The organism is Microbacterium sp. BK668 (assembly GCF_004362195.1).
Lineage (GTDB): Bacteria > Actinomycetota > Actinomycetes > Actinomycetales > Microbacteriaceae > Microbacterium.
Genome location: NZ_SNWG01000001.1, coordinates 761742 through 785210 on the forward strand (window position 1 = coordinate 761742; position 23469 = coordinate 785210).

At 71.3% G+C, this 23469-nt stretch carries 22 protein-coding genes; 12 read left to right on the plus strand and 10 right to left on the minus strand.

The window, feature by feature from the left end:
* Window positions 1-289: 289 nt before the first annotated feature.
* From EV279_RS03360 to EV279_RS03375, 4 genes are read right to left on the minus strand one after another with little or no spacing between them, the layout of a single operon-like run.
* Window positions 290-1411, minus strand: coding sequence for an NAD(P)/FAD-dependent oxidoreductase (locus EV279_RS03360; protein ID WP_133541506.1), 1122 nt, complete (start codon window positions 1409-1411; stop codon window positions 290-292).
* Between the two features lie 23 nt (window positions 1412-1434).
* Window positions 1435-2127: a methyltransferase domain-containing protein gene (locus EV279_RS03365; RefSeq protein WP_133541507.1), complete on the minus strand. Its 693-nt coding sequence runs from the start codon at window positions 2125-2127 to the stop codon at window positions 1435-1437.
* Window positions 2124-3233: a 3-oxoacyl-[acyl-carrier-protein] synthase III C-terminal domain-containing protein gene (locus EV279_RS03370; RefSeq protein WP_133541508.1), complete on the minus strand. Its 1110-nt coding sequence runs from the start codon at window positions 3231-3233 to the stop codon at window positions 2124-2126. Before EV279_RS03370 ends, EV279_RS03365 begins: the two co-directional genes overlap by 4 nt.
* A 26-nt stretch (window positions 3234-3259) precedes the next feature.
* Window positions 3260-4729 carry an MFS transporter gene (locus EV279_RS03375; RefSeq protein WP_133541509.1) on the minus strand — a complete coding sequence of 490 codons (1470 nt, stop codon included), beginning with the start codon at window positions 4727-4729 and terminating at the stop codon, window positions 3260-3262.
* A 128-nt stretch (window positions 4730-4857) separates the two neighbouring features.
* Between EV279_RS03375 and EV279_RS03380 the strand changes: the two genes are divergently transcribed.
* A complete protein-coding gene (locus tag EV279_RS03380) occupies window positions 4858-5268 on the plus strand; it encodes a VOC family protein (RefSeq protein WP_133541510.1) in 411 nt (136 codons plus the stop codon).
* Window positions 5269-5317: 49 nt separating this feature from the next.
* Window positions 5318-5941 carry a winged helix-turn-helix domain-containing protein gene (locus EV279_RS03385; protein ID WP_243728416.1) on the plus strand — a complete coding sequence of 208 codons (624 nt, stop codon included), beginning with the start codon at window positions 5318-5320 and terminating at the stop codon, window positions 5939-5941.
* On the opposite strand, the gene EV279_RS03390 is transcribed toward EV279_RS03385, so the two are convergent.
* Window positions 5896-7293 carry a glucose-6-phosphate dehydrogenase gene (locus EV279_RS03390; RefSeq protein WP_133541511.1) on the minus strand — a complete coding sequence of 466 codons (1398 nt, stop codon included), beginning with the start codon at window positions 7291-7293 and terminating at the stop codon, window positions 5896-5898. The genes EV279_RS03385 and EV279_RS03390 overlap by 46 nt on opposite strands.
* A gap of 62 nt (window positions 7294-7355) precedes the next feature.
* Between EV279_RS03390 and EV279_RS03395 the strand changes: the two genes are divergently transcribed.
* Entirely contained in the window at window positions 7356-9176 is a 1821-nt protein-coding gene (locus EV279_RS03395) for a glycoside hydrolase family 15 protein (RefSeq protein ID WP_208109457.1), read from the plus strand.
* Between the two features lie 86 nt (window positions 9177-9262).
* On the opposite strand, the gene EV279_RS03400 is transcribed toward EV279_RS03395, so the two are convergent.
* Both EV279_RS03400 and EV279_RS03405 read right to left on the minus strand, forming a co-directional pair.
* Window positions 9263-10378: an ABC transporter permease gene (locus EV279_RS03400; RefSeq protein ID WP_133541513.1), complete on the minus strand. Its 1116-nt coding sequence runs from the start codon at window positions 10376-10378 to the stop codon at window positions 9263-9265.
* Window positions 10375-11259 carry an ATP-binding cassette domain-containing protein gene (locus EV279_RS03405; protein WP_133541514.1) on the minus strand — a complete coding sequence of 295 codons (885 nt, stop codon included), beginning with the start codon at window positions 11257-11259 and terminating at the stop codon, window positions 10375-10377. Before EV279_RS03405 ends, EV279_RS03400 begins: the two co-directional genes overlap by 4 nt.
* Before the next feature lie 241 nt (window positions 11260-11500).
* On the opposite strand from EV279_RS03405, the gene EV279_RS03410 reads away from it, so the two are divergent.
* Window positions 11501-12070 carry an NADPH-dependent FMN reductase gene (locus tag EV279_RS03410; protein ID WP_133541515.1) on the plus strand — a complete coding sequence of 190 codons (570 nt, stop codon included), beginning with the start codon at window positions 11501-11503 and terminating at the stop codon, window positions 12068-12070.
* Window positions 12071-12243: 173 nt separating this feature from the next.
* Here the strand turns inward: EV279_RS03410 and EV279_RS03415 are convergent, their stop codons facing one another.
* Both EV279_RS03415 and EV279_RS03420 read right to left on the minus strand, forming a co-directional pair.
* Complete coding sequence (locus tag EV279_RS03415) at window positions 12244-13002, minus strand: response regulator transcription factor (RefSeq protein ID WP_279526915.1); 759 nt, start codon at window positions 13000-13002, stop codon at window positions 12244-12246.
* A complete protein-coding gene (locus EV279_RS03420; RefSeq protein ID WP_133541516.1) occupies window positions 12999-14267 on the minus strand; it encodes a sensor histidine kinase in 1269 nt (422 codons plus the stop codon). The genes EV279_RS03415 and EV279_RS03420 overlap by 4 nt, the downstream gene beginning before the upstream one ends.
* Window positions 14268-14456: 189 nt before the next feature.
* Here EV279_RS03420 and EV279_RS03425 point away from each other — a divergent pair, with 189 nt between their 5' ends.
* From EV279_RS03425 to EV279_RS03435, 3 genes are read left to right on the plus strand one after another with little or no spacing between them, the layout of a single operon-like run.
* Complete coding sequence (locus EV279_RS03425) at window positions 14457-14897, plus strand: glyoxalase (RefSeq protein WP_133541517.1); 441 nt, start codon at window positions 14457-14459, stop codon at window positions 14895-14897.
* A gap of 2 nt (window positions 14898-14899) precedes the next feature.
* On the plus strand, window positions 14900-15607 hold the full coding sequence (locus tag EV279_RS03430) for a helix-turn-helix domain-containing protein (protein ID WP_133541518.1): 708 nt from the start codon (window positions 14900-14902) through the stop codon (window positions 15605-15607).
* A 46-nt stretch (window positions 15608-15653) separates the two neighbouring features.
* Window positions 15654-16307: a dihydrofolate reductase family protein gene (locus EV279_RS03435; protein ID WP_133541519.1), complete on the plus strand. Its 654-nt coding sequence runs from the start codon at window positions 15654-15656 to the stop codon at window positions 16305-16307.
* Window positions 16308-16585: 278 nt separating this feature from the next.
* On the opposite strand, the gene EV279_RS03440 is transcribed toward EV279_RS03435, so the two are convergent.
* Window positions 16586-17425 (minus strand): exodeoxyribonuclease III, encoded by an 840-nt coding sequence (locus EV279_RS03440; protein ID WP_133541520.1) that lies wholly within the window; start codon window positions 17423-17425, stop codon window positions 16586-16588.
* A gap of 196 nt (window positions 17426-17621) precedes the next feature.
* Here EV279_RS03440 and EV279_RS03445 point away from each other — a divergent pair, with 196 nt between their 5' ends.
* The 5 genes from EV279_RS03445 (at window position 17622) to EV279_RS03465 (ending at window position 23400) form a co-directional block, all read left to right on the plus strand.
* Window positions 17622-18809 (plus strand): ROK family transcriptional regulator, encoded by a 1188-nt coding sequence (locus tag EV279_RS03445; protein ID WP_243728417.1) that lies wholly within the window; start codon window positions 17622-17624, stop codon window positions 18807-18809.
* 59 nt (window positions 18810-18868) lie between these two features.
* The gene (locus EV279_RS03450) at window positions 18869-19903 is read left to right on the plus strand and encodes a substrate-binding domain-containing protein (RefSeq protein ID WP_243728418.1); all 1035 of its coding nucleotides are present in this window, start codon (window positions 18869-18871) and stop codon (window positions 19901-19903) included.
* A 4-nt stretch (window positions 19904-19907) separates the two neighbouring features.
* The gene (locus EV279_RS03455; protein ID WP_208109458.1) at window positions 19908-20780 is read left to right on the plus strand and encodes an ATP-binding cassette domain-containing protein; all 873 of its coding nucleotides are present in this window, start codon (window positions 19908-19910) and stop codon (window positions 20778-20780) included.
* Window positions 20781-20839: 59 nt separating this feature from the next.
* Complete coding sequence (locus EV279_RS03460; protein ID WP_133544556.1) at window positions 20840-22036, plus strand: sugar ABC transporter permease; 1197 nt, start codon at window positions 20840-20842, stop codon at window positions 22034-22036.
* Between the two features lie 278 nt (window positions 22037-22314).
* Window positions 22315-23400: a substrate-binding domain-containing protein gene (locus EV279_RS03465; protein WP_133541522.1), complete on the plus strand. Its 1086-nt coding sequence runs from the start codon at window positions 22315-22317 to the stop codon at window positions 23398-23400.
* Window positions 23401-23469 lie beyond the last annotated feature (69 nt).

A 23469-nucleotide genomic window follows, 5' to 3' on the forward strand; every position in this document is an offset into this window, starting at 1 on the left:
CGACGGCGGCGCCCGCCGGCCGTCTTCGCCGAACCCGCACATCCGTGGCCGAGTCCACGCACTCGAGCTGCCCGGATGTGCGGGCTCGAGCACGAGTGTGTGGATTGGGGGTCGGCGGGGTGGGGTAGACGTGGGGGAGCGCGGGGGGAGAGACGTGGGTGGGCGGGGGAGAGCGGTGGGTGGAGCGCGACAGGCGCGGGTGGGGCGGGGTGGAAGAGGGGGGAGCGCGAGAGGCGTGGAAGAGGGGTCGGTGAGGGCGTGGGTGAGAGAGGGCTCGGTGCGACGGGGGTCAGACGTCGCGGTCGAAGCCCATCGAGTAGGTGTGGGCGAGCAGGCGGGCCCCGGGCGGCAGCAGCGCGACCCGCAGCCCGGCGCGCCGCGCGGCGTCGCCCGCCGTGCCGCGGGGACGACCGAGCGAGGTGTTGAGCCCGGCGATCGCGGCGGCGGTCCGCGCCGAGGCGACGCGGCGCCTCTCCCACTGCGCGAGCTCGACCTCGGGCGCCGTGCCCGAACGCGCCCAGGCGGCGAGGAGCGGGGCGAGGGTCGCGGCATCCAGCAGTCCGAGATTCATGCCCTGCCCGCCGATGGGACTCACCTCGTGGGCCGTGTCGCCGATGACGAAGAGCCGGTCGCGCCGCAGCGCCGGCGCCACCGCGCGACGCACGGCGAACGACGTGGCGCTCGCGATGGACGAGGCATCCTGACCCCGTCGTTCCAGCGCTCGCCGCAAACGGGCTGCACGGGCCTCGGGCGAGGAATCGGCCGGGGCGGCGTCCCACGCCACGAACCGGCGCCTCGCGCCCGGAAGCGGGAACGACTCGAGCACGCCCTCACGGCCGATGTCGATCACGGCGAGGTCGCTGCCGTCTAGGGCTGCGACATCCGTCATGAGATACCGATCCGCGTACGATCGCACGCGCACGACGCCGGGGCGGTAGACGAGCGCGCGGGCGCGCCAACCGCCCGCGACGACGACGAGCGGGGCCGTCAGCTCCTCCTCGTCGGCCGTGCGGACGCGGACCGATCCGCTCCCGGGGGAGACCTGCGTCACCTCGGCCGCGCGCCGCGCGGGGGGTGCCCCGGCGCCGAGAGCCTGCTCGGTCGCCGCCTGCGGCAGAGCGGCGACGAAGGGGAAGCGCCGGTTCAGCCGGTCGAACCGGACGACGCCGAGGCTCCGGCCATCCGATCGCGCCTCGCCGCGGGACACCCGCACCGCCGAAGCGAGGAGTCGCTCCGTGAGGCCGGATGCCTCGAGCGCCGCGAGCACGGGGGAGTGCACGCCGATCGCCCGTGACCCGTCGCTCGGTGTCGCGCGCTGCTCGAGCAGAGTCACCGCGACATCCCGGCGGACGAGCTCCGCGGCCAGGAGGGTTCCGACGGGTCCGGCGCCGACGACGACGACCTCAGGCACGGGTGCCCGCCTCGGCGACGACCTCAGGCACGGGCGCCCGCCTCGGCGACGACGCGGAACGGCGAGGCATCCGTAACGGTCCAGCGCGTGCCGAGTGCGGCGCCGAGCTCGGCGGCCCGGAAGCTCCGGCGGATCGACCTCAGCCCGTCGGTCCGGAGGAACGTCCCCGGCGCGAAGGGCGTGATCGCCACGGCGTACAGGCCGTACGCCCACCGGCTGCGGCGGATGTCGGAGTGCAGCGCGATGCCGTCGCTGAGCGCGAGCGAATCGGCGGCGAACGCGTCGAGATCCGCCGCACCGAGGTGGTGCAGCACGTGGTTGGACAGCACGGCGTCGAACCGCTCGCCCCCTGCGCGGAGCGCCGAGGCATCCGTCGCCCGGAACTCGATGCGCGACGACGCCCGCTCCTGCGCGACCGCGAGCGCCCGTTCGTCGGGATCGGCGCCGACCCACCGCACGTCGATCCCGTCCCGCTCGGCTCTGCGGGCCAGGCGCGCGACGAGGTCTCCACCGCCCGACCCGAGATCGAGCACGCGCGCCGGACGCTCGAGCGAGGCGAGGAACGGCCCGAGCCGCGCGCGATACAGGGCGCCCCATCCGCTCCACAGCCGATTGACGACGTCGAAGCGGCGCAGGGTCGCAGCCAGGCGCGCGGGATCGCAGCGCGGGTCGTCCATCAGTTCGGCGACGACGGTGTCGCGCGCGCGGAGGCTCACGCCGTCGTCCGGCGGAGGAGCGCCGATTCGACCGTCAAGCCGGGCCCGAACGCCAGTGCGGCGACCTCGGAGTCGCCGAGGGCGTCGTCTTCGAGGAGGTCGCGCAGGATGAACAAAATGGTCGCGCTCGACATGTTGCCGTGGCGGCGGAGGACGTCGCGGGATGCCGCGAGCGCCGCGGGATCGAGCGCGAGGCCCGACTCGACGCGGTCGAGCACGCTCCGGCCGCCGGGGTGCACCGCCCACACCTGCGGTTCGTCACCGCCGAGGAACGAGCCGACGGCCTCCCGGATCTCGCGTCCGATGATGCGGGGCACCTCGGCGGTGAGGATCATGTCGAAGCCCTGATCGCCGATGGTCCACACCATCTCCGATTCGCCCTCGCTCGTCAGCACCGTGCCGAAGCGGCCGAGCGCGAGCCGGGGACCGCCGGCGAACGACCGTGCGGAGACGACGGCGGCCGCCGCACCGTCGGCGAAGACGGATGCCGCGACGATCTGCTGCGGGTCCTCCGACGAGCGGATGTGCAGCGTGCACAGCTCCGCCGCCGCGACGAGCACGACGGCGTCGGGCTGCGAGTCGCAGATCCGCGCGGCGGCGCGCAGGCCCGGGATCGCGGCCGCGCATCCCATGAATCCGATGTGGTACCGCTCGACCGCCGACGACAGCCCCAGGTCCTTCACGAGCCGGAAGTCGGGCCCCGGCGCGAACATCCCCGTGCACGACACCGTCACGACGTGTGTCACCTCGTCCGGCCGCACTCCGGCGCCGGCGAGCGCGTGGGCGGATGCCTCGGCGAAGAGCGGCGGCGCCAGCCGGATGTACGCGTCGTTGCGGACCCCGGTCGAGGGTGCCTGGATCGTGCCGTCCTCGCCGGCCAGCGGCATCCCGCTCTCCGAGACGGCCGGCACGCCCGACGCGACGGCCACGAGGTCGGACAGGACGGTGTTGCGGTGCTCGATCGCCGAGGCGTCGAACGCGGCATGGATGAGCCTCTGCGTGACCCGGCTGAGGCCCGGCTGCGCCTGGAAGACGTCTCGGGCCGCTTCTTGCGAAACGCGAGCCGGGGGGACGGCGGTGCCGATCGACAGGATGCTCGCGGCCATGGTCCACCTTAGGCACGCGTGACCCGCTACCGGCGCGATTCCCCGCCATCCTCCAGGGGCTGCACGTCGGGGTCGGGAAGCTCGCCGAGGGTCCAGAAGGGGCCGGTCACGACGAACAGGGTCGCCAGCAGCTGGCCGACGGCGCCGATCCACAGGGTCGGGACGACGCCGATCCACTGGCCGAGCGCGCCGAAGACGAGGGCGCCGATCGGCATGACGCCCCACACGACGAAGCGGATGGACGCGTTCATGCGCCCGAGGAGGCGCGTCGGCGTGATCCGCTGGCGGAACGTCACCTGCGTGATGTTGTAGAGCAGCACCGTGAAGCTGCCGAGGAAGAATGCCACCACGAGCATCGGCACCGCGAGCGACGGCACGAGCACGACGAGCGGCACGAGCAGCGGGGCGAGTCCGAACAGGATCGACGCGACCGGGATCGCCCGCGCCTCGCCGATTCGCTCGACGATGTGCGGCGTCGCGATCGCGCCGAGGAGGCCGCCGACAGCGCCGAGCGAGAACACCAGGCCGAACGAGGCGACGCTCAGCCCGAGCTCCCGCAGCGCGAAGATGGCGATGAGGGTCGTCGAGGCCATGTTGAAGAAGTTCGAGACCGACGTCGTGCCGACGATGCGCCGCAGCAGACGGTTGCGGAAGACCCACCTCAGGCCCTCGCCGATCTCCTTGATGAGCGGCTCGTGCTCGTGGGCGGGGCGCAGCGTCTCGCGGTCCTTCGTGAACAGCAGCGCCGCGAACGACACCAGATACGTGCCGCTGGTGATGAGGATGGCGAAGGGGGCCGCGATCACGCCGAGGAGCCACCCGCCGAACGCGGGACCCGCCAGTCCCGCCAGCTGCTCCGTCGACTGCAGCTTTCCGTTGGCCTCGGCGATCTGATCGCGCCGCACGAGCGACGGGACGATGCTCTGATTCGACACGTCGAAGAACACGGTGGCCACGCCCATGACCAGTGCGACGACGTAGATGTGCCACATCTGCAGCGCTCCGAGGACGGCGAGAAGGGGCAGCGCGCTGAGCGCGACCGCACGGACGAGGTCGGCCCAGATCATGACGTGCCGCTTGCGCACGCGGTCGATCCATGCCCCCGCCGGAAGCCCCACGACGAGGAAGGCCGCGACGTTGGCAGCCGTCAGCACGCCCACCTGCCACTCCGACGCGTTCAGCAGCAGCACGGCGAGCACGGGGATCGCGAGCTCGGTGATCTGGGCGCCGAACTGGCTGAGCGCCTGTCCGCTCCACATCGTGAGGAAGTTGCGGTCATGCCACAGCGAGCCCTTCGGCGCGGACGTGGCCGCCGGCGCTCCCGCGGTCCGCCTCTCGAGGTCCTGGTCGGCTTCGACGGCGTCGTCGGCCGATCCCCGGGACGTCGGGATGGATGCTTCGGCCCGCGCTTCGGCGAGCACCTCGCCCGCGGAGGGGGAGTCCGCTCCGGATGCGACACGGCCGTGGGCGCCGGCATCCCGGGGTGATTGAGACATGCCAATCAGTGTGCGGCGCCGATTGGGGATTGTCAATCAGCGGTCTGCCGAGCGGGCTCCTCTCCTCTGGACACGTGCTCGCGGCAGGAGGATCGTGTGGAACGGCACAACTGTGTGGGGAGGATGCCATGTTCACACCGGATCGACCGTTCTCGAGCTTCGCCGTCCCGGACCTGGAGGCCGCCGTCGCCTTCTACCGCGACACCCTGGGGCTCGACCTCACCGTCTACGAGGAGATGGGGGGAGGCTTCACCATCACCCTCCCGCAAGGCGGCGCGATCTTCGTCTATCCCAAACCCGATCACGAGCCGGCCGTCTTCACCGTCCTCAACTTCGACGTCGAGGACGTCGAGGCCGCGGTCGACGACCTCAACCAGCGCGGAGTCGTCACGAAGATCTACACCGACCCCGATTACGGCACCGACGAGAAGGGCATCTCGCGCGGGTTCGAGGGCGGCCCGGACATCGCGTGGTTCCGCGACCCGGCGGGCAACGTCATCGCCGTCGGCAGGATGATGCCCCCGATGATGGGCGGGTGACGGATCGCCGACCGATCGGGAAACCTCGATCGGTCGCTAGAGTCGGAGCGTGAGCGACCAGGAGCGGATCGAGCTGCGGCCGGGTGATCCCGACGCCGAAGCCCGGATGCGGGCGCTCAGCTCGCCTCTGCGCCTGCGCATCCTGCGCCTGTGCGCCTTCGAGTCGCGCACGAACAAGGAGCTCGCCGGCCTTCTGGGCGTCAACCCCGGCACGATGCTGCACCATGTGCGCACGCTCCTGAACACCGGCTATCTCGCCGCCGAGCCGGATCGGGCGGGAGCGCAGGGTGCCCGCGAAGTGCCCTATCGGGCGACGGGGCTCTCGTGGCGGACGTCGATGCCCGGCGGCTCGTACATCCTCGTCGAGACCTTCCTGCAGCAGATCGAGAGCGTGCGCGACGAGGACCTCGATACGACGTGGCTCGGCCTGAAGCTCAACGACGAGCACCGCGAGGAGCTGCAGAACCGGCTCATGCTCCTCGTGAACGAGTTCAAGGAGCGCGGCCCCGACCCGGACGGTGACACCTACTCGCTGTTCACGGCGTTCCACCCGGACGACAATCCGCCCGGCCCCGCACAGCCGCCTCAGAGCTCCGCACAGCCGCCTCAGAGCTCCGCACAGCCGCCTCAGAGCTCCGGCCAGGCCTCCGGCCCGGAAGAGCCCGCGGGGTAATCCTCGAGTGGGACGGCGCCGCTGCGCCACGCGTCGATGACGGGCTGCACGATCCGCCAGCACTGCTCCGCCGTGTCGCCGCGGACCGACAGCGTCGGGTCGCCGTCGAGGATCCCCTCGAGCACTTCACTGTAGGCCCGCCGCTCGCCCTCGCCGAACTCGGACTCCAGTGCCGCGCGATCGAGGTGGAAGGGGTCGCCCGGCCCGTTGAGGTTGAGTTCGAGCGACATGCGGTCCGGGCCGAGCGAGAGCCGCAGCACGGACGGCTCGGTGGAGCCCTCGAAGCCCGTCGGCAGATGCGAGACGTCCTTGAAGCGCATGACGATCTCGCTCACCTTGACCCCGAGGGCCTTCCCCGATCGCAGCGTGAAGGGCACCCCGGCCCAGCGCGATGTTCCGACCTCGACCGTCACCTCGGCGAGCGTCTCCGTGTCGTGCGCAGGGTCGACCCCCGGTTCGTCGACATAGCTCGGCAGCTCACGTCCGGCGACCGCGCCGGCGGTGTAGCGCGCCCGGCGCGAGTTCGCCGCGGCATCCTCGTCCCAGACACGCGTCGCACGCAGGGCCGCGGCCTTCGCATCGCGGAAGTCCACGGCGTCGAGGGTCGCCGGCGGGTCCATGGCGACGACGGCGAGCACCTGGAGCAGGTGGCTCTGGATCATGTCGACCATGGCTCCCGCCGTGTCGTAGTATCCGGCACGCCCCTCCAGGCCGAGGGTCTCGTCGTACCGGATCGCGACGGACTCGATGTGCTCGTTGGACCACACCGGCTCGAAGACGCGGTTCGCGAAGCGCAGGCCGAGCACGTTGAGCACGGTGGAGCGGCCCATGAAGTGGTCGATGCGGTAGATCTGCTCCTCGGGCACGAGCGTCGTGAGCTGCTCGTTGAGCGCGTGCGCGCCGGCCTGGTCGCTGCCGAACGGCTTCTCGAGGGCCAGGATGAGCCTCGGGGGGAGGTCGACCTCCTCGAGCGCGCGACACCCCTTGGCGGCGATCGCGGGCGGGACGGCGAAGTAGAGCGCCACCCGCCCCGCGCACTCGCTCAGCAGGCCCGCGAAGTCGTGAGGATCCGTGATGTCGGTGCGGCGATAGGTCGTGTGCTCCCGCACGCCTTCGACCGTCGGTCCCTCGGCGTCGGCCGAGGCGAACGCCTTCTCGACCACCCCGCGCCACCTCTCGTCGTCCCAGTCGTCCATGCCCGCCCCGATGAGCCGGACGCGACGGTGCGGGTCCTCGGTGAGAAGCTGCGCGAGCGCCGGCAGGAGGAGGCGGGATGTGAGGTCGCCCGACGCGCCGAGGATGCACAGCGTCGTGTCGATCGTTTCGGTCGGTTCGGTCGCGGAGCCGCTCATGGCGTCACTGTAGTCCCGCGGCATCCGGCCCCCACGGGGCTTGCGCTGGGAGAATCTCCCCTGTGCCGACGCCTATCGAGGACTACGCCCTGCTCAGCGACTGCCACTCGGCTGCCCTGGTCTCCCGAGAGGGGTCGATCGACTGGCTCTGCCTTCCGCGCTACGACTCGCCCTCGATGTTCGGGGCCCTGGTGGGGACGAAGGACCACGGACGGTGGCGGCTGCGTCCCTCCGATCCCGATGCGCGTGCCACCCGCCGGTACGACGGGCCCACGTTCGTCCTCGTCACGCGCTGGGAGACGTCGACGGGGGTCGCCGAGGTGATCGACCTCATGCCGCACGCGGGAGGGCGGGCCGACGTCATCCGTCGCGTGCGCGGTGTCTCGGGAACCGTGCGATTCCATGAGGAGCTGCGCATCCGCTTCGACTACGCGCGGGCGCTGCCGTGGGTCCGCCAGGTCGGAACGGCGGAGGCTCCGGCCCTGGTCGCGACGGCCGGGCCGGATGCCATCGTCGTACGCGGCCCGCGGCTGCGCCGCGCCGACCATTCGCACACCGCCTCGTTCGACGTGGCGGCGGGGGAGACCGTCGACCTGCAGCTCACCTGGTTCCGGTCGCACAAGTCGGTGCCCGAGCCGGCCGACGTCGACGAGGCGATCGACGAGACGATCGAGTGGTGGAACGAGTGGGCCGGCCGCATCGACTACGAGGGTCCGCACCGCGACCGGGTCATCCGGTCGCTCCTCGTCCTCCGGGCCCTCACGCACGAGGCGACCGGCGGGATCGTCGCCGCGGTGTCGACGTCGCTCCCCGAGGACTTCGGCGGCGTCCGCAACTGGGACTACCGGTACGTGTGGCTGCGGGATGCCTCGCTGACGCTCGAAGTGCTGCTCGACCACGGCTTCGTGCACGAGGGACACGAGTGGCGGCGCTGGCTGCTGCGCGCCGTCGCGGGGGACCCCGCCGACGTGCAGATCATGTACGGCATCGCGGGCGAGCGCGACCTCGCCGAGCGGATCCTCCCGGAGCTGCCCGGATACGACGGCGCGGCGCCGGTGCGGATCGGCAACGGCGCGGTGGAGCAGTACCAGGCCGACGTGATGGGGGAGGTCATGGTCGGCCTCGAGGCGGCCCGGATGGCGGGCGCCGAGGAGACGAGGTTCTCGTGGCCGCTGCAGCGTGCGCTGCTGGCCTTCGTCGAGGCCAACCTCGACCGGCCGGACAACGGCATCTGGGAGGTCCGCGGCGAGCCCCGCTACTTCACGCAGTCCAGGGTCATGATCTGGGCCGCCTTCGACCGCGGCGTGCGCGCCGTCCGGGAAGGAGGGCTCGACGGCCCCGCCGACCGCTGGGAGCGGCTCCGGAACCGAATGAAGGATGAGATCGACAAGCACGGGTACGACGAGAGCGTCGGGCACTTCGTTCAGGCGTACGGATCGACGGAGGTCGACGCGAGCCTTCTCCTCCTCCCCGAGGTCGGCTACTGCCGGCCGGACGATCCGCGGATGCTGCGGACCGTCGTCGCGATGGAGCGCGACCTCCTGCACGACGGGCTCCTGCACCGCTACCGGACGACGACGGGCGTCGACGGCATCCCGGGGCACGAGCATCCCTTCCTCGCGTGCTCGTTCTGGCTGGTCGAGCAGTACGCCACGAGCGGACGACAGGAGGAGGCTGCGCAGCTGATGGACCGCCTGTGCGCTCTCGCCAACGACGTCGGCCTCCTCTCGGAGGAGTACGACGTCGAGGCGGGCCGTCATGCCGGGAACACACCCCAGGCCCTGTCGCATCTCGCGCTCGTCCGCGCCGCCGACGCCCTGATGGGCGCCCGCGGCCGCGCCGCCGACCGGCGTCGATACGACGGTCACGCCTCCGATCGCTGAGCCGGGCACCTCGTGATCGAGCGACCGCTGCACTTTCCTGCGAGCGCTACGCAGATTCGTGGCCCGCTCGCAGGAAAGTGCTGCGCTCAGCGGCCGGAGGCGCTCAGCGCCTCCCGCAGCGAGACCCGTCCGCCCATGCGGAGGAGCGAGTTCTCGTAGATCCGCGCGCCGAGGAGGATCGCGCCGACGCACGTCGCGATGAGGATCGCGAGCGAGAGGAGCGGCTCCCACCACTGCGCCTCGCCGAGGAAGAGGCGCATGGGCATGCCGACGGGCGCCGAGAACGGCACATACGACATGATCGCGAGCACCACCGGGTTGTCGTTGAAGAAGATCACGAGGAAGTACGGAGCCATGACGAGCATCGTCAGAGGCGTCGTGGTCGAGCCGATGTCCTCCTGACGCGAGACCATCGACGCCGCCGCCGCGAAGAGCGACGCGAGCAGGATGAAGCCGAAGAGGAAGAACACGGCGAACCACGCGATGGGACCGCCGAGCCCCTGCAGAAGCGCGGTCTGGCCCGTGATGGTGAGGCCGACGACCGCGATCGCGGCGAGCACGAGGATCTGCGCCATCGCGAGGACGGTGTTGCCGATGACCTTGCCGGCCAGCAGCACCCGCACCGGGATTGCGGAGATGAGGAGCTCCACCACCCGCGTCTGTTTCTCCTCGACGACGCTCTGCGCGATCGTGCCGCCGAACAGCGACGCGGCGAGCAGGAACACCACGCCGAACCCGACCGCGACGAGGTAGCCGAGCGCCGGGTTGCCTTCCTCGGGCTCGAGCAGCACGACCGGGGGCACCTGCGCGAGCTGCAGGAGCAGCTGCGTCGGGGCGCTGGAGTCGGCCACGACCGCGAAGCCGAGGGGCGACGAGGCGTCCGCCACGACGGCGGCCTCGACGTCGCCGCTCTCGACGGCGGCTTCGGCGGCGGTGCGATCGGCCACCGCCGTCACCTCCAGGCCCGGCACGTCGGCGACGTACTGCTCGGCGTCCGGGGTCACGGCGATCGGCGTGCCGGCGTTGTTCGCAGCGGCGAATCCGCCCCAGATCACGAGAGCGAGAGCCGCGAGGAGGAGGATCGCCGTCGAGATGACGAACGCCTTGCTGCGCAGCTTCGAACCGATCTCGCGCTCGGCGACGAGCCAGATGCCCTGCGCCGCGGTGAGTCCGGCGGACGGGCGCGTCGGGGGAGTGCTCATCGGATGACCTCCTTGAAGATCTGGGCGAGAGACGGATGCTGCGGCGCGAAGCTCGCGACATCCCCCTCCGCGACGGCGCGGCGCAGGACGCGCTGCGCCGTCTCGTCGCTGTCGGCGTCGAAGACGGCGTAGCCGCCGTCGAAGTCGAGCACCCGGATACCGGGCTCGGATCGCAGCCATCCCGCGTCGCCGGCCGACACGAGCTCGAAGCGGCGCGTGGAGTGCTGCGCGCGCAGCGCGTCGCGAGCACCCGCCGCGCGGATGGTTCCGCCGGCGATGATCACGAGGTCGTCGCACAGGCGCTCGACGACGTCGAGCTGATGCGAGGAGAAGAGCACGCGCGCGCCCGCCGCCGCGCGCTCCTGAAGGACCCCCGCGACGACGTCGACGGCGAGCGGGTCGAGCCCCGAGAACGGCTCGTCGAGGATCAGGACCTCGGGGTCGTGCACGAGCGCCGCCGCGATCTGGGCGCGCTGCTGGTTGCCGAGCGACAGCGTCTCGACGTTGTCGTCCAGCCGCTCGCCCAGTCCCAGCTGCTCGAGCAGCGCGCGGGCACGGGCCGCGGCATCCGTCCTGGGGAATCCGTGCAGGCGCGCGAGGTAGGTGATGTGCTCGTGGACCTTCATCTTCGGATAGAGCCCGCGCTCCTCCGGCATGTAGCCGAAGCGTCGGCGGTCGTTCGCGCCGACCTCCTCGCCGTCGAGCGTCACCGAGCCGGCGTCCTTCGCCAGCACACCGAGGACGATCCGCATGGTCGTGGTCTTGCCGGCGCCGTTGCCTCCGACGAAGCCCGTGAGCCGCCCCGGATGGACGGCGAACGACACGTCGTGGAGCACGCGCCTGCCTCCGTAGCTCTTCGTGATCCCGGTCAGCTGCAGCATCCGCTCCTCCTCGTCGCCGGGGCGGTGCGCCGCCCTCGAATGTCACGGTACGCAGTCCGCACCGCGGGGACCTCCCCCGGCAGGAGGAGATCGCCGGCCCGTCCCGCGGCGGAGCGCCCGTCATCGGACGTAACAATCCATGCATGGGAATAGAACTGCGCGGGCGGCGCTTGCAGGCGTCAGGAACGTCCATGGTGGTCTCCGCCGTGGACGTTCGCCGTTCTCTAGAGGAGGAATACACATGACCGAGCGGACCATCGGCTACATCGTCGGCAGCATCTCGTCGACCTCGATCAACCGACGCCTCGCGAAGGCGCTCGAGCGTCTCGCCCCCGAGGGGACGACCCTCGTCGAGATCCCCATCGCCGACCTGCCCTTCTACTCGCCCGACTTCGACGCCGACTTCCCCCCGGTAGCGCGCGACTTCAAGCAGGCGATCGACGACGTCGACGGCGTGATCATCGTCACGCCCGAGTACAGCCGATCGGTCCCGGGTGTGCTCAAGAACGCCCTCGACTGGGCCGCCCGCCCGTGGGGTCAGGGCTCGTTCAACGGCAAGCCCACGGCCGTCATCGGCACATCGGGCGGACCCATCGCAACGGCCGCGGCGCAGCAGCACCTCAAGGCGATCCTCAGCCACTTCAACGCCCCGACGCTCGGACAGCCGGAGGGCTATGTGCAGACGACGCCCGGTCTGTTCACCGAGACCGGCGAGGTCACGAACGACCAGACGGCCGAGTTCCTCGTCGGCTACCTGGAGGCGTTCGGCGCCCTCGTCGACCGCTACACGCGGGTCGCCGTCGCGGCCTGACCTTCGCGGTGACGGATGCCGCGGACCGGCGCTCCTCGCGCGCCGGCCGCGGCATCCGTCCCTCCCGGTTCGTCACGCATGCCTCCGGTCGTTGAGCGAGCGAAGCGAGACGAGACGCGGCGGACCTTCGCGGAGGCGCGGCGTCGGTTGCGGCCTCCGTCCCTCCCGGTTCGTCACGCGAGCCCGTGGCGGTGCGCGTACACAACGGCCGCCACCCGGTCCCTCGCCCCGAGCTTCTGCAGCACATTCGAGACGTGCGTCTTCACCGTCGCCTCGCCGATGTGGAGGCGTGCCGCGATCTCCGCGTTGCTGAGCGCCTGCGCCACGAGCCGCAGCACCTCGCCCTCGCGCTCGGTCAGGTCGACGGGAATGCGCTCCGGGTCTCCGGCCCGCGCGGGAGCGGCGCCCGGCACCGCCGAGCCGGCCGAGCCCGTCGTTGCGCAGCCTGCCGATCCCGCCGAGGCCGGTGCCGCCTCGGCGGGAATCGTCGCGGCGAACCGCGCGATGACGCGCCGAGTGACCTCGGGGGCGAGGAGGGCATCGCCCGCTGCCGCCACCCGAACGGCGTTGACGAGCTCCTCCGGTCCCGCGTTCTTGAGCAGGAATCCGGTCGCGCCCGCTCCGAGGGCCTCGAAGAGGTAGTCGTCGCGGTCGAACGTCGTCACGACCACGACGGCGGCGTCGACGGACGTGTCGGCCACGATGCGGCGCGTCGCCTCGAGTCCGTCCATATCGGGCATCTGCACGTCCATCGTCACGACGTCCGGCCGCAGAGCGGATGCTGCGGCGACCGCCTCCCTGCCGTTCGCGGCCTCGCCGACGACGACGATGTCGCCTGCCGCCTCGAGGATCATCCGGAACCCGGCTCGCATGACGGCGTGGTCGTCGACCAGCAGGACGCGGGTGCGGTCCTCGCCGTCGGCGGCGCTCACGGCTCCACCCGCTCGGCGACCGGTACGCGCAGCCGCACGAGGAAGCCGCCTCGTGCGCGGGGGCCGATCTCGATGGCGCCCCCCGACGCGATCGCGCGTTCCCTCATCCCGACGATCCCGAGGCCCGGGCGGTGCAGCGCCGAGGCTCGTCCGGTGTCGGTCACCTCCAGCTCGATCGCGTCGCCGCCGTAGCGCAGGCGCATGTCGGCCGTGGCATCCGTCCCCGCATGGCGGCGCGCGTTCGTCAGCGCCTCCTGCGCGATGCGGTAGACGTTCACCTGCACGAGGTCGGGGAGCGGCTGCGGCTCGCCGACGATCGTGAGGGTCGTGGGGAGCCCGTTGGCGTTGGCGTGGGCGACGAGCTCTTCGAGGCCGCCGAGGCTCAGGATCGAGCCGCTGGGCGTCTCGGCAGTCGACGTGCGCAGCGTCTCCAGCAGCTGCCGCAGCTCGGCCAGAGCAGTGCGGGAGGATGCCTCGACGCCGAGGAGCGCCGCGCGCGCCGCGTCCGGGTCGCGGTCCATGACGGCGCGCGCGGCGCCCGCCTGCACCCCCATCGCCGAGACGTGGTGGGCGACGACGTCGTGCAGCTCGCGGGCGATCCGCACGCGATCGAGTGCGACGGCCTGCGCGGCCGTCACCTCGCGCTCGCGCTCGAGCTCGCGGGTGCGCTCCTCGAGCGTCGCGCGCTCGAGGGCCGAGGCGTAGGCGCGGTCGCCCATGTAGTACGCGCCGCCGAAGAAGGCGGCGTTGATGAGGAACTGGATGAGCATGAACGCCACGAAGGGGGAGAAGAGGCCTTCGCGCGACAGGCCCTCCTCGGTGTCTGCCGTCGCAGACCGGAAGGTCGTCACGAGGAGCCAGACGAACATCCCGACGATGATGCCGATCCGCACGTACATCGCTCGGCGGCGGTCGTCCACCCATGCGCCGATGGTGTACATGCCGATGAAGACGGCGATGTTGCCGACGTAGATCTCGGGGATGCGCAGTGTCACCCCGACGAAGAACACGACGGCCACCGTCACGCCGACGAGCTCGGGGAACCGCCGCCGGAGCGCGAGGGGTGCCGTGAGGGCGACCGAGTAGACCAGCGCCCAGCCGAGGCCCTGCGCCGTATCGGTGCCGTACACGCCCGCGACGCTTCCCAGGGCGGCGCTGAGGATCGCGCACAGGAGCAGCCCGGCGGCGAGCCAGAGGTCGTTGCGGCGATCGCGGGCGGTCGGCGCCGGGCGCCGGCGGGGTTCCGCGGACGGGGGAGCGGACATCCCTCCACGCTACGGCGGAGGCTGGGCCCCGGCATCCCCCGCGAGACGGAGCGAGAGGAGGGCGGTCCCCGAGCGAGCGGAGCGAGAGGAGGGGCACTTGTTATTGACAAGCATGCTTGCTTCTTGCAACCATGAGACAGCCCACCGACCGGCGGGCGGCAAGGAAGCCGACCGGCTAGGAGCCCCGAAATGACCACGAACATCTTCGTCAACATCCCGACGTCGGACCTCGAGCGTGCCAAGGCCTACTACACGGCCCTGGGGTGCGACATCAACCCGTTCTTCACCGATGACAACGCCGCGTGCATCGTGTGGAGCGACGACATCTACTTCATGGTCCTCACGCGGGAGTACTTCTCCACCTTCACCGACAAGGAGTTCGCCGACCCCCGCACCCACGCGCAGGTGCTGCTCTCGATCAGCCGCGAATCACGGGATGCCGTCGACCGCACCATCGAGGCGGGCGTCGCCGCCGGCGGCACGGCGCCCGGCGACCCGCAGGACTACGGCTTCATGTACGCGCGCGACCTCATCGACCCCGACGGCAACGGGGTGCAGTTCATGTGGATGGCTCCCGAGGCGGCGGCGAACGGGCCCGAGGCCTACCTGGCGGAGCAGGCCCGAGCGTAGTCATGGCCTCCCGCAGCTACGGGCAGTACTGCGGAGTGACGTCGGCCGTCGAGCTGATCGGCGAGCGGTGGGCACTGCTCATCGTGCGCGATCTGCTCGTCGGCCCGCGCCGTTACACCGACCTGAAGCAGGGGCTGCCGAAGATCCCGACGAACATCCTCTCCACGCGCCTGAAGGAGCTGCAGGAGAGCGGGGTCGTCCGTCGGGTGCCGCTCCTGCACTGCGGACTCGTGTACGAGCTCACCGACTACGGGCGGATGCTCGAGCCGATCGTCCTCGCGCTCGGTCGGTGGGGCTTCCAGGCGATGGGCGAGCCGGGCCCCGACGACGTCGTGACGGCCGACTCCCTGACGATGGCGCTCCGGACGTCCTTTCGGGCGGATGCCGCGGCATCCCTCCCTCCCGCCGTCTACGAGCTGCACGTCGGCGACATCGTCCTGCGCGTCCAGGTGGACGGCGACGACCTCTTCATCACGCAGGTGGCGCCGGCCGGGCGTCCGATCGATCCTCGGGCTCCGAGGCCGCCGGGCGGCGCGCCGGAGCTGGTCTTCGCGGCCGGCCCGGGCATCCGTCGCCTGATCTCGGGCGAGCTGACGCCGGGGGAGGCGATCGACCGGGACGTGCTCGCCGTCGTCGCGGGCGACGCCACGCTGCTCGACCGCTTCGCCGCGACCTTCCGCATCGACGCGGCGGGCGTGGCGGCGGCTTGAGCCGGGGGGCCTGGTGAGGGCCGGTGCGCGAATTCAGGATGTCGGCATGACGAACGCGAGCACCGGCCGCGGCCGGATCTTCATCGATCTCTTCACGACGCTCGACGGCGTGGCACAGGCGCCGGGCGGTCCCGAGGAGGACACGTCGGGCGGCTTCCCCTTCGGCGGCTGGCAGGCGCCGTTCCGCGACGAGAAGATCGGCCACGAGATCATGGCGGGGATCTCGCGCCTCGACGCACTGCTGCTCGGTCGCCGGACCTACGACATCTTCGCCTCGTACTGGCCGCACTACCGGACGGGCGAGGACAGCCCGATCGCCGAGAAGTTCAACGCCGTGGCGAAGTACGTCGTGTCGCGGGACAGGCTGTCCCCGACGTGGGAGGGCACGACGCAGCTCGGCCCGGACGTGCTGTCCGAGGTCGACGCCCTGCGCGATCGGCATCGTGAGATCCATGTGATCGGCAGCGTCGAGCTCGCGCACAGCCTCATCGACGCGCAGCTCTTCGACGAGCTGGTGCTGTGGGTCTATCCCGTCGTGCTGGGTCAGGGCAAGAAGGTCTTCCCCGACGGCGTCGCACCGACGGCCCTCCGCCTCGTCGCTCCGGCCGTCACGGGCGACTCGGGCGCCGTGTCGCTGCGGTACGCGCCCGCCGGCACGCCGACGACAGGCGACATGACGCTGCCCGATCGAGGCGTCTGACGCTAGGGGCGGCGTGGCCGGCGCGCTTCACCTGGCGCGAATAGCCGGTTGCGCGGCATCCATCCGACCGTTTGCGTCAACCGAGCCCCCGGGGTCTGGGGGCCTGGATGCGGTGCCGCGTGGGGCGGCGCTTCACCTGGCCCGAATGGTCGGTTGCGCGGCATCCATCCGTCCGTTTGCGCCGACTGAAGGGCGTCGGGCCGGGGTCGGGGCCCGGGGCCCTGCGCCCGGCGGGGGCGTGCGCTCGTGTCGGGGCGCTCGCTCCAGGATGCCTGGTCTCAGAAGATCATCGGGCGGTCGTCGTCGTCATCACCGGCCAGGTCGAGATCGACGACGACGGGGACGTGGTCGCTCGGCGCCTCGCCCTTGCGCTCCTCGCGGTGGATCGACGCGCCCGCGACGGCATCGGTGAAGGCGGGGGAGCCGAGGACGAAGTCGATGCGCATGCCCTCGTTGCGGGGGAAGCGCAGGCGCTTGTAGTCCCAGTACGTGAAGCCGGTCGGAACGAACGGCCGCACGGCGTCGGAGAGCCCGGCCGACTCGAGGGCGGCGAACGCCGCCCGCTCGGGGTGCGACACGTGCGTCGAGAAGCCCACGACGACGGCGGGGTCGCCGTTGTCGGCGTCCGTCGGAGCGATGTTGAAGTCTCCCACCAGCGCGAGGGCGAGGTCGGGGTCCGCCGCGAGGCTCGCGCGCGTGTACTCCTCGAGGGCGGTCAGCCACTCGAGCTTGTAGTCGTAGTGCGGGTCGCCGAGCGCACGGCCGTTGGGCACGTAGAGGCTCCACACGCGCACGCCCCCGACCGTCGCCCCGATCGCTCGCGCCTCCGGCGGGATGTCGGGGCCGAAGCGGCCCTTGTCGAAGCCGGGCATCGCGGGGAACGCGTGCGCGACGTCGGCCATCGGCTCACGGCTTGCGATCGCGACGCCGTTCCACTGCGAGAAGCCGTGCGCCTCCACGTGATACCCCGCGTCGTGGAACGCCTCGTAGGGGAACTGCTCGGCCTTGCACTTGATCTCCTGCATGGCCAGGACGTCGATGCTCTCCCGGACGGCGAAGCCGACGATGCGGTCGACGCGAGCGCGGATGGAGTTGACGTTCCAGGTGGCCAGACGCATGGAGACCAGCCTAGATCGGCTGCCTGACGTCGCCCCCGGCTGTCGGCTCGCCAGGGGAGCCGAGATGACGCGGACGAGCCGACGAGAGCGAGCCGTCACCGGCCGGTGAGAGGGATGCCGCGACCCGGCGCCTCGGCGTGCTCGGGTCGTGATCTCCCGCCCGATCGGGCCGAAAGGGGTCGGGTACAGTGTGGGTGTGGTGCGCCGCACGTCTCCTCCCGGCTCGCAGAGCTCGCTCCGCGAGGCCAATCGTGCGCGCCTGGTCGAGTCGCTCAAGCGCCACGGGCGCCTGACGCAGGTCGAGCTCGCCGGCAGCACGGGCCTGTCGCCGGCGACGGTCTCGAACATCGTAAAGGAGCTGACGGCGGCGGGGCTGCTGCACACGTCGATCACCTCGAGCAACGGCCGCCGGGCGACCCTGGTGTCGCTCGCCCGCCAGCTCGGGCTCGTCGCGGGTGCGCACTACACCTCGCGCCAGCTGCACATCGCGATCGCCGATGTCACCCGCACGGTCGTGAGCCAGACGTCGCTGCCGCTGCCGCTCGACCACCGCCACGACGCCCAGCTCGACCGGCTCGCGATCCTCCTCGGCGAGCTCATGGAGTCGCTCGGCGGCTCGGTCGGCGACCTCCTCGCCGTCGGCCTCGCGCTTCCCGCCTCCATCGACCCGCGCACCGGCATGGTCTCGACCCCGGGCCTCCTCCGCGGGTGGGAGGGCGTCGACGTCGCCGCGAGCCTGACCGAGCGCATCGGACGCCCCGTCTACGTCGACAGCGAGGCGAATCTCGGCGGTCTCGCCGAGGCGCGCGAGGGAAGCGGTCGGGCGGCCTCGTCATCCGTCTTCATCCGCGTGGGCCACACGATCAGCGCCGGGCTAATCGTCGGCGGCGACCTCTTCCGAGGCGTGAACGGCAAGGCCGGCCAGATCGGGCACGTCACGATCGACGAGAACGGCCCGATCTGCCGGTGCAGCAACCGCGGCTGTCTCGAGACGTACGCAGGGGGCCCCGCGCTGCTGTCACTCTTCCCGCCCGACGCGGGGATGCAGCGCATCAGCGACCTGCTGCAGGCGGCCGAGGACGGCGACGGCAGCTCGCGCCGGGTCATCGCGGATGCGGGCCGGCACATCGGCATCGCCGCCGCGAGCCTGTGCAACCTCATCGACCCCGAGCTCATCGTCGTGGGCGGTGAGCTCGCGCAGGCGGGTGAGATCCTCATGGCTCCCATGCGCCACTCCCTCGAACGGACGGCGCTCGCCTCGGCGGACGGCCTGCCCGAGATCGTGGGCGCGTCCTTCGGCGAATGGGCCGAGACGCGCGGCGCGATCGCGATCGCCCTCGACCACGTGACCGTCGACGCGGAAGTCATTCCCGTCTCGGCATGAGCCGGGGGCGATGGATGCCGCGGTCCCGGCGACGACTTCCGAGGCCGCCCCTGCGCGGGGTGGCCGCCGCTGCGGCGATCGCGCTCGCCGCGACGCTGCTCGTGGCGTGCGGCGGGGCGCGGTCCGGCACCGAGGGCACGATCGCGCTCCTTCTGCCGGAGGCCAAGACGGCGCGGTACGAGACGTTCGACCGGCCGTTCTTCGAGGAGCGCGTCGCCGAGCTCGGCGACTTCTCGGTGCTCTACTCCAACGCCGACCAGGACGCCGCGAAGCAGCAGCAGCAGGCCGAGTCGGCCCTCGCGGCCGGAGCCGGCGTCCTCGTGCTGGACCCCGTCGACGCGAAGGCGGCCGTGAGCATCGTCGAGGAGGCGACCGCCCAGAACGTCCCGGTCGTGTCGTACGACCGGCTCATCGCGGGGGGCGACCTCGCCTACTACGTCTCGTTCGACAACGAGAAGGTGGGCGTTCTGCAGGCCACCGCGCTGGTCGACGCGCTCGACCGACGCGGCGAGGCCGGCGGCGGCATCCTGATGGTCAACGGCTCGCCTACCGACAGCAACGCGGCCCTCTTCCGCGACGGAGCCGCGACGATCCTCGACGACAGCGGGCTCCGGGTGCTCGCGGAGTACGACACGCCCGACTGGAGCCCCGACAAGGCCCAGGAGTGGGTGGCGGGCCAGATCGCCCAGTACGGCGACGAGATCGCCGGGGTCTACGCCGCGAACGACGGGACGGCGGGCGGTGCGATCTCGGCCCTGCGGGCGGCTGCGGCCGATCCGCTCCCGGTCGTGACCGGTCAGGATGCCGAGCTCTCGGCGCTGCAGCGGATCGTGACGGGCGACCAGTACATGACGGTCTACAAGGCGATCAAGCCGCAGGCCGAGCTCGCTGCCGAGGTCGCCGTGACCCTCCTGCGCGGGGGCGCCGTGACGGCGCCGATGGAGATCGACGGCGTGCCGACGACGCTCCTTCAGCCGGTCGCCGTGACGAAGGAGAACATCCTGCAGACGGTCGTGGCCGACGGATTCTGGACCCTCGACGACATCTGCACGCCCGACTACGCCGAGGCGTGCCGAGCGGCTGGCATCCTGTAGGGCGATGTCGAACCCGATCACCTCCCCACCCCGGCGCAGCCGCGTGCTCACGATGCGCGGCATCGGCAAGCACTTCGGGGCCGTCAAGGCGCTCACCGACGTGGACTTCTGGGTCAATGAGGGCGAGGTCGTAGCCCTCATCGGCGACAACGGTGCGGGCAAGTCGACGCTCGTGAAGATCCTCGCGGGCGTGCACCCGCCCGATGCGGGCACCGTCGAGTTCGACGGCGAGGAGGTTGAGATCCACACCCCCGCCGACTCGCAGGCCCTCGGGATCGAGACGATCTTCCAGGACCTCGCGCTGTGCGACAACCTCGACGTCGTCGCGAACCTCTGGCTCGGCCGCGAGCTCACCGCGAGCGGCGGTCTCGACGAGGTCGAGATGGAGCAGCGCACGTGGACGCTGCTGCGCGAGCTCTCGGCCAAGGTGCCCTCGGTCCGCGTTCCCGTCGCATCGCTTTCGGGAGGGCAGCGCCAGACGGTGGCCATCGCCCGGTCGCTCATCGGCGACCCGCGCATCGTGATCCTCGACGAGCCGACGGCTGCGCTGGGCGTCGCGCAGACGGCGGAGGTCCTGAACCTCATCGAACGCCTCCGCGAGCGGGGTCACGGCGTCATCCTCATCAGTCACAACATGGCGGATGTGCTCGCCGTCGCCGATCGGGTCGTCGTCCTGCGTCTCGGCCGGAACAACGGGATGTTCAACGCCGTCGACGTGACGAGCGAGACCCTCGTCGCCGCGATCACGGGCGCGACGGGCGGCGCGCGACGGGACGTGGATCCGGAACCGGCGCCCGAGACCGGAGACGGCAAGATCATCCGCCTGTCGCCGGGCACGAAGCGCCGCGGTCCCGGGGCAGGAGAGCGGAGCCGATGAGCGGAGCGCAGGACGACCGGACGGCCCTCCTCGGCGACCGCCGGCGGCAGGGCGAGCGGATGCTGAGTCCCGGTGCCGTCCGTCGCGCCGGCGCCGCGCTCGTCGACCGCGTGCGCGGCGGCGATCTCGGGTCGCTGCCGGTCATCATCGGGCTGATCGTCATCTGGACGGCCTTCCAGCTGCTCAACCCCGTCTTCCTCTCCAGCCGCAACCTCGTCAACCTCGCGATGCAGTGCGCCGCGACGGGGACCATCGCGCTCGGGATCGTCCTCGTGCTGCTGCTCGGCGAGATAGACCTGTCGGTGGGTTCGGTATCGGGCCTGGCCGCCGCGATCCTCGCCGTGACGTTCGCGCAGCTGCAGTGGGGTCTGGTGCTCGCGATCGGCGCGGCGATCCTCGCCGGCGTGCTCGTCGGCCTGCTCTACGGGTTCCTGTTCACGAGATTCGGTTTGCCGAGCTTCGTGATCACCCTCGCGGGCCTCCTGGGCTTCCTCGGCCTGCAGCTGTGGGTGCTGGGCTCGTCCGGGTCGATCAACCTCCCGACCGACTCCTGGCTGGTGCAGTTCGCGCAGCAGATGTTCCTGCCGGCCTGGGCGTCCTACGTCGTCGCCGTGCTCGCGGTGGCGGCCTACGCCTGGTCGCTCGTGTCGCGCGCGCGCCGCCGGGCGGCTGCGAACCTCGCGAGTCAGGGCTACGCCGAGATCGCCGTGCGGTGCGCCGCGCTGCTGGCCTTCCTGCTCGTGTCGGCCTGGTACCTCAACCTCTCGCGAGGCGTCGGGCTCATGTTCCTGTTCTTCGTGGCACTCGTGGTCGCGCTGCACCTCGTCCTGACGCGCACGCGGTGGGGCCGCTCGGTCTACGCCGTCGGCGGATCCGTCGAAGCCGCGCGTCGCGCCGGCATCCGCGTCGACCGGATCTATCTCTCGGTCTTCGCGCTGTGCTCGAGCCTCGCGGCGATCGGAGGCATCCTCGCGGCGTCCCGCCTGGGCGCCGCCAACCAGAGCACGGGCGGCGGCGACGTGAACCTCAACGCGATCGCGGCCGCCGTGATCGGCGGCGCCAGCCTGTTCGGAGGGCGGGGCACCGCCTTCTCCGCGCTTCTGGGCATCATCGTCATCCAGTCGATCTCGTCGGGGCTGACCCTCCTCAACCTCGACTCCTCCGTGCGCTTCATGGTCACGGGCGTCGTGCTCGTGCTCGCGGTCATCGTCGACTCGATCTCGCGCCGCACGCGCGCCGCGACCGGGCGCGCGTGAAGATGTCGATTCGATTCGATGCCTTCACTTGACGAATACGACGGCGCTCAACCCCAAGTTCGTCTCAGCATTCTGCGCACCGCGTAGCCGAAAGTCCGTCAATCTGCATGTTCGGCGGCTGATCGATCGCCCGAACGAAACTCACTCGTCGCGCTTGATCCGCCGTTGCAAAAGCGTTACGTTCACAACTTGACGACAAGAAGCCGCCTCGCGATGATCGGTCGTAGCGCGAAAGCCCGCGATGGCGCGCTCGCAAATTCAAGGATGAAAGGCGAACGATGAGGAAATCATCTCTTCTCGCCACGGTTGCACTCGGTGGTGCGGCTGTGGCCCTTCTGGCCGGGTGTTCCACGTCCGGCGGAGGGACCTCGACCGGTGAGGCCAGCGGGGGTGGCGGCGACGCCGCCGGCCGCGCGTGCGTCATCCTCCCCGACGCGGCCTCGTCGCCTCGCTGGGAGAACTTCGACCGCAAGTACCTGCAGGAGGGACTCGAGGCCGCCGGCTTCGAGGCCGACATCCAGAACGCGCAGGGCGACGTCAACAAGTACGCCACGATCGCCGACCAGCAGCTCACGAAGGGCTGCGGCGTGATGCTCCTCGTCGACTACCAGGGTGCCGCGGAGGGCGTCGCGTCGAAGGCGAAGGGCGAGGGCATCCCCGTCATCGCCTACGACCGTCCCTTCGACGGCGCTGACTACTACGTCTCGTTCGACAACGTCGAGGTCGGGCGCCTCGAGGGCCAGACGGTCCTCGACGGACTCCAGGCCGCCGGCAAGGACCCGGCCAGCGCCGTCGTCGTCTACATGGGCGGCGACCCGACGGACGGGAACGCGGCGATGTTCAAGGAGGGCGCTGTCGAGGTCATGGAGGCCGCCGGCATCAAGCCCGCCGCCGAGCCTCCGGGGGTGTGGGACCAGGCCAAGTCGCAGACGAACTTCGAGCAGGCCCTCACGGGTCTGGGCGGGAAGGTCGACGGCGTGTGGGTCGCGAACGACACGAACGCCGCCGGCGTCATCAAGGTGCTGCAGGACAACAACCTGACCGGCGTCGCCGTGTCGGGTCAGGACGCCAACGTCGCGGGCCTGCAGAACATCCTCCTCGGCTGGCAGACCGCCACGGTCTACAAGCCGGTCAAGGACGAGGCGGATGCCGCGGTCGCGACCGCCATCTCGCTGCTGAAGGGCGAGCAGGTCGACGCCCAGGCGGAGCTCGACGACGGCACGCCGTACATCCAGGTCACCCCGATCCTCGTCGGCCCCGACAAGGTCAAGGATGTCGTCGCCGCCGGTGACGCCGCGTACGACGACGTCTGCACGCCGGACGTCGAGGCCAAGTGCACGGAGTACGGAGTCGTGGCACCGTAGGAAGTGCAACCGAGGGGCGCCACGACAGCGCGTCGTGGCGCCCCTTTCACGCACGACAGCGCAAGGAAG

Bases quoted from the DNA above. Each gene is read 5' to 3' on its own strand.
- EV279_RS03370 (WP_133541508.1), bottom strand. From the start codon at position 3,233: ATGGCCGCGAGCATCCTGTCGATCGGCACCGCCGTCCCCCCGGCTCGC.
- EV279_RS03375 (WP_133541509.1), bottom strand. From the start codon at position 4,729: ATGTCTCAATCACCCCGGGATGCCGGCGCCCACGGCCGTGTCGCATCC.
- EV279_RS03380 (WP_133541510.1), top strand. From the start codon at position 4,858: ATGTTCACACCGGATCGACCGTTCTCGAGCTTCGCCGTCCCGGACCTG.
- EV279_RS03390 (WP_133541511.1), bottom strand. From the start codon at position 7,293: ATGAGCGGCTCCGCGACCGAACCGACCGAAACGATCGACACGACGCTG.
- EV279_RS03400 (WP_133541513.1), bottom strand. From the start codon at position 10,378: ATGAGCACTCCCCCGACGCGCCCGTCCGCCGGACTCACCGCGGCGCAG.
- EV279_RS03405 (WP_133541514.1), bottom strand. From the start codon at position 11,259: ATGCTGCAGCTGACCGGGATCACGAAGAGCTACGGAGGCAGGCGCGTG.
- EV279_RS03410 (WP_133541515.1), top strand. From the start codon at position 11,501: ATGACCGAGCGGACCATCGGCTACATCGTCGGCAGCATCTCGTCGACC.
- EV279_RS03420 (WP_133541516.1), bottom strand. From the start codon at position 14,267: ATGTCCGCTCCCCCGTCCGCGGAACCCCGCCGGCGCCCGGCGCCGACC.
- EV279_RS03425 (WP_133541517.1), top strand. From the start codon at position 14,457: ATGACCACGAACATCTTCGTCAACATCCCGACGTCGGACCTCGAGCGT.
- EV279_RS03430 (WP_133541518.1), top strand. From the start codon at position 14,900: ATGGCCTCCCGCAGCTACGGGCAGTACTGCGGAGTGACGTCGGCCGTC.
- EV279_RS03435 (WP_133541519.1), top strand. From the start codon at position 15,654: ATGACGAACGCGAGCACCGGCCGCGGCCGGATCTTCATCGATCTCTTC.
- EV279_RS03440 (WP_133541520.1), bottom strand. From the start codon at position 17,425: ATGCGTCTGGCCACCTGGAACGTCAACTCCATCCGCGCTCGCGTCGAC.
- EV279_RS03455 (WP_208109458.1), top strand. From the start codon at position 19,908: ATGTCGAACCCGATCACCTCCCCACCCCGGCGCAGCCGCGTGCTCACG.
- EV279_RS03460 (WP_133544556.1), top strand. From the start codon at position 20,840: ATGCTGAGTCCCGGTGCCGTCCGTCGCGCCGGCGCCGCGCTCGTCGAC.
- EV279_RS03465 (WP_133541522.1), top strand. From the start codon at position 22,315: ATGAGGAAATCATCTCTTCTCGCCACGGTTGCACTCGGTGGTGCGGCT.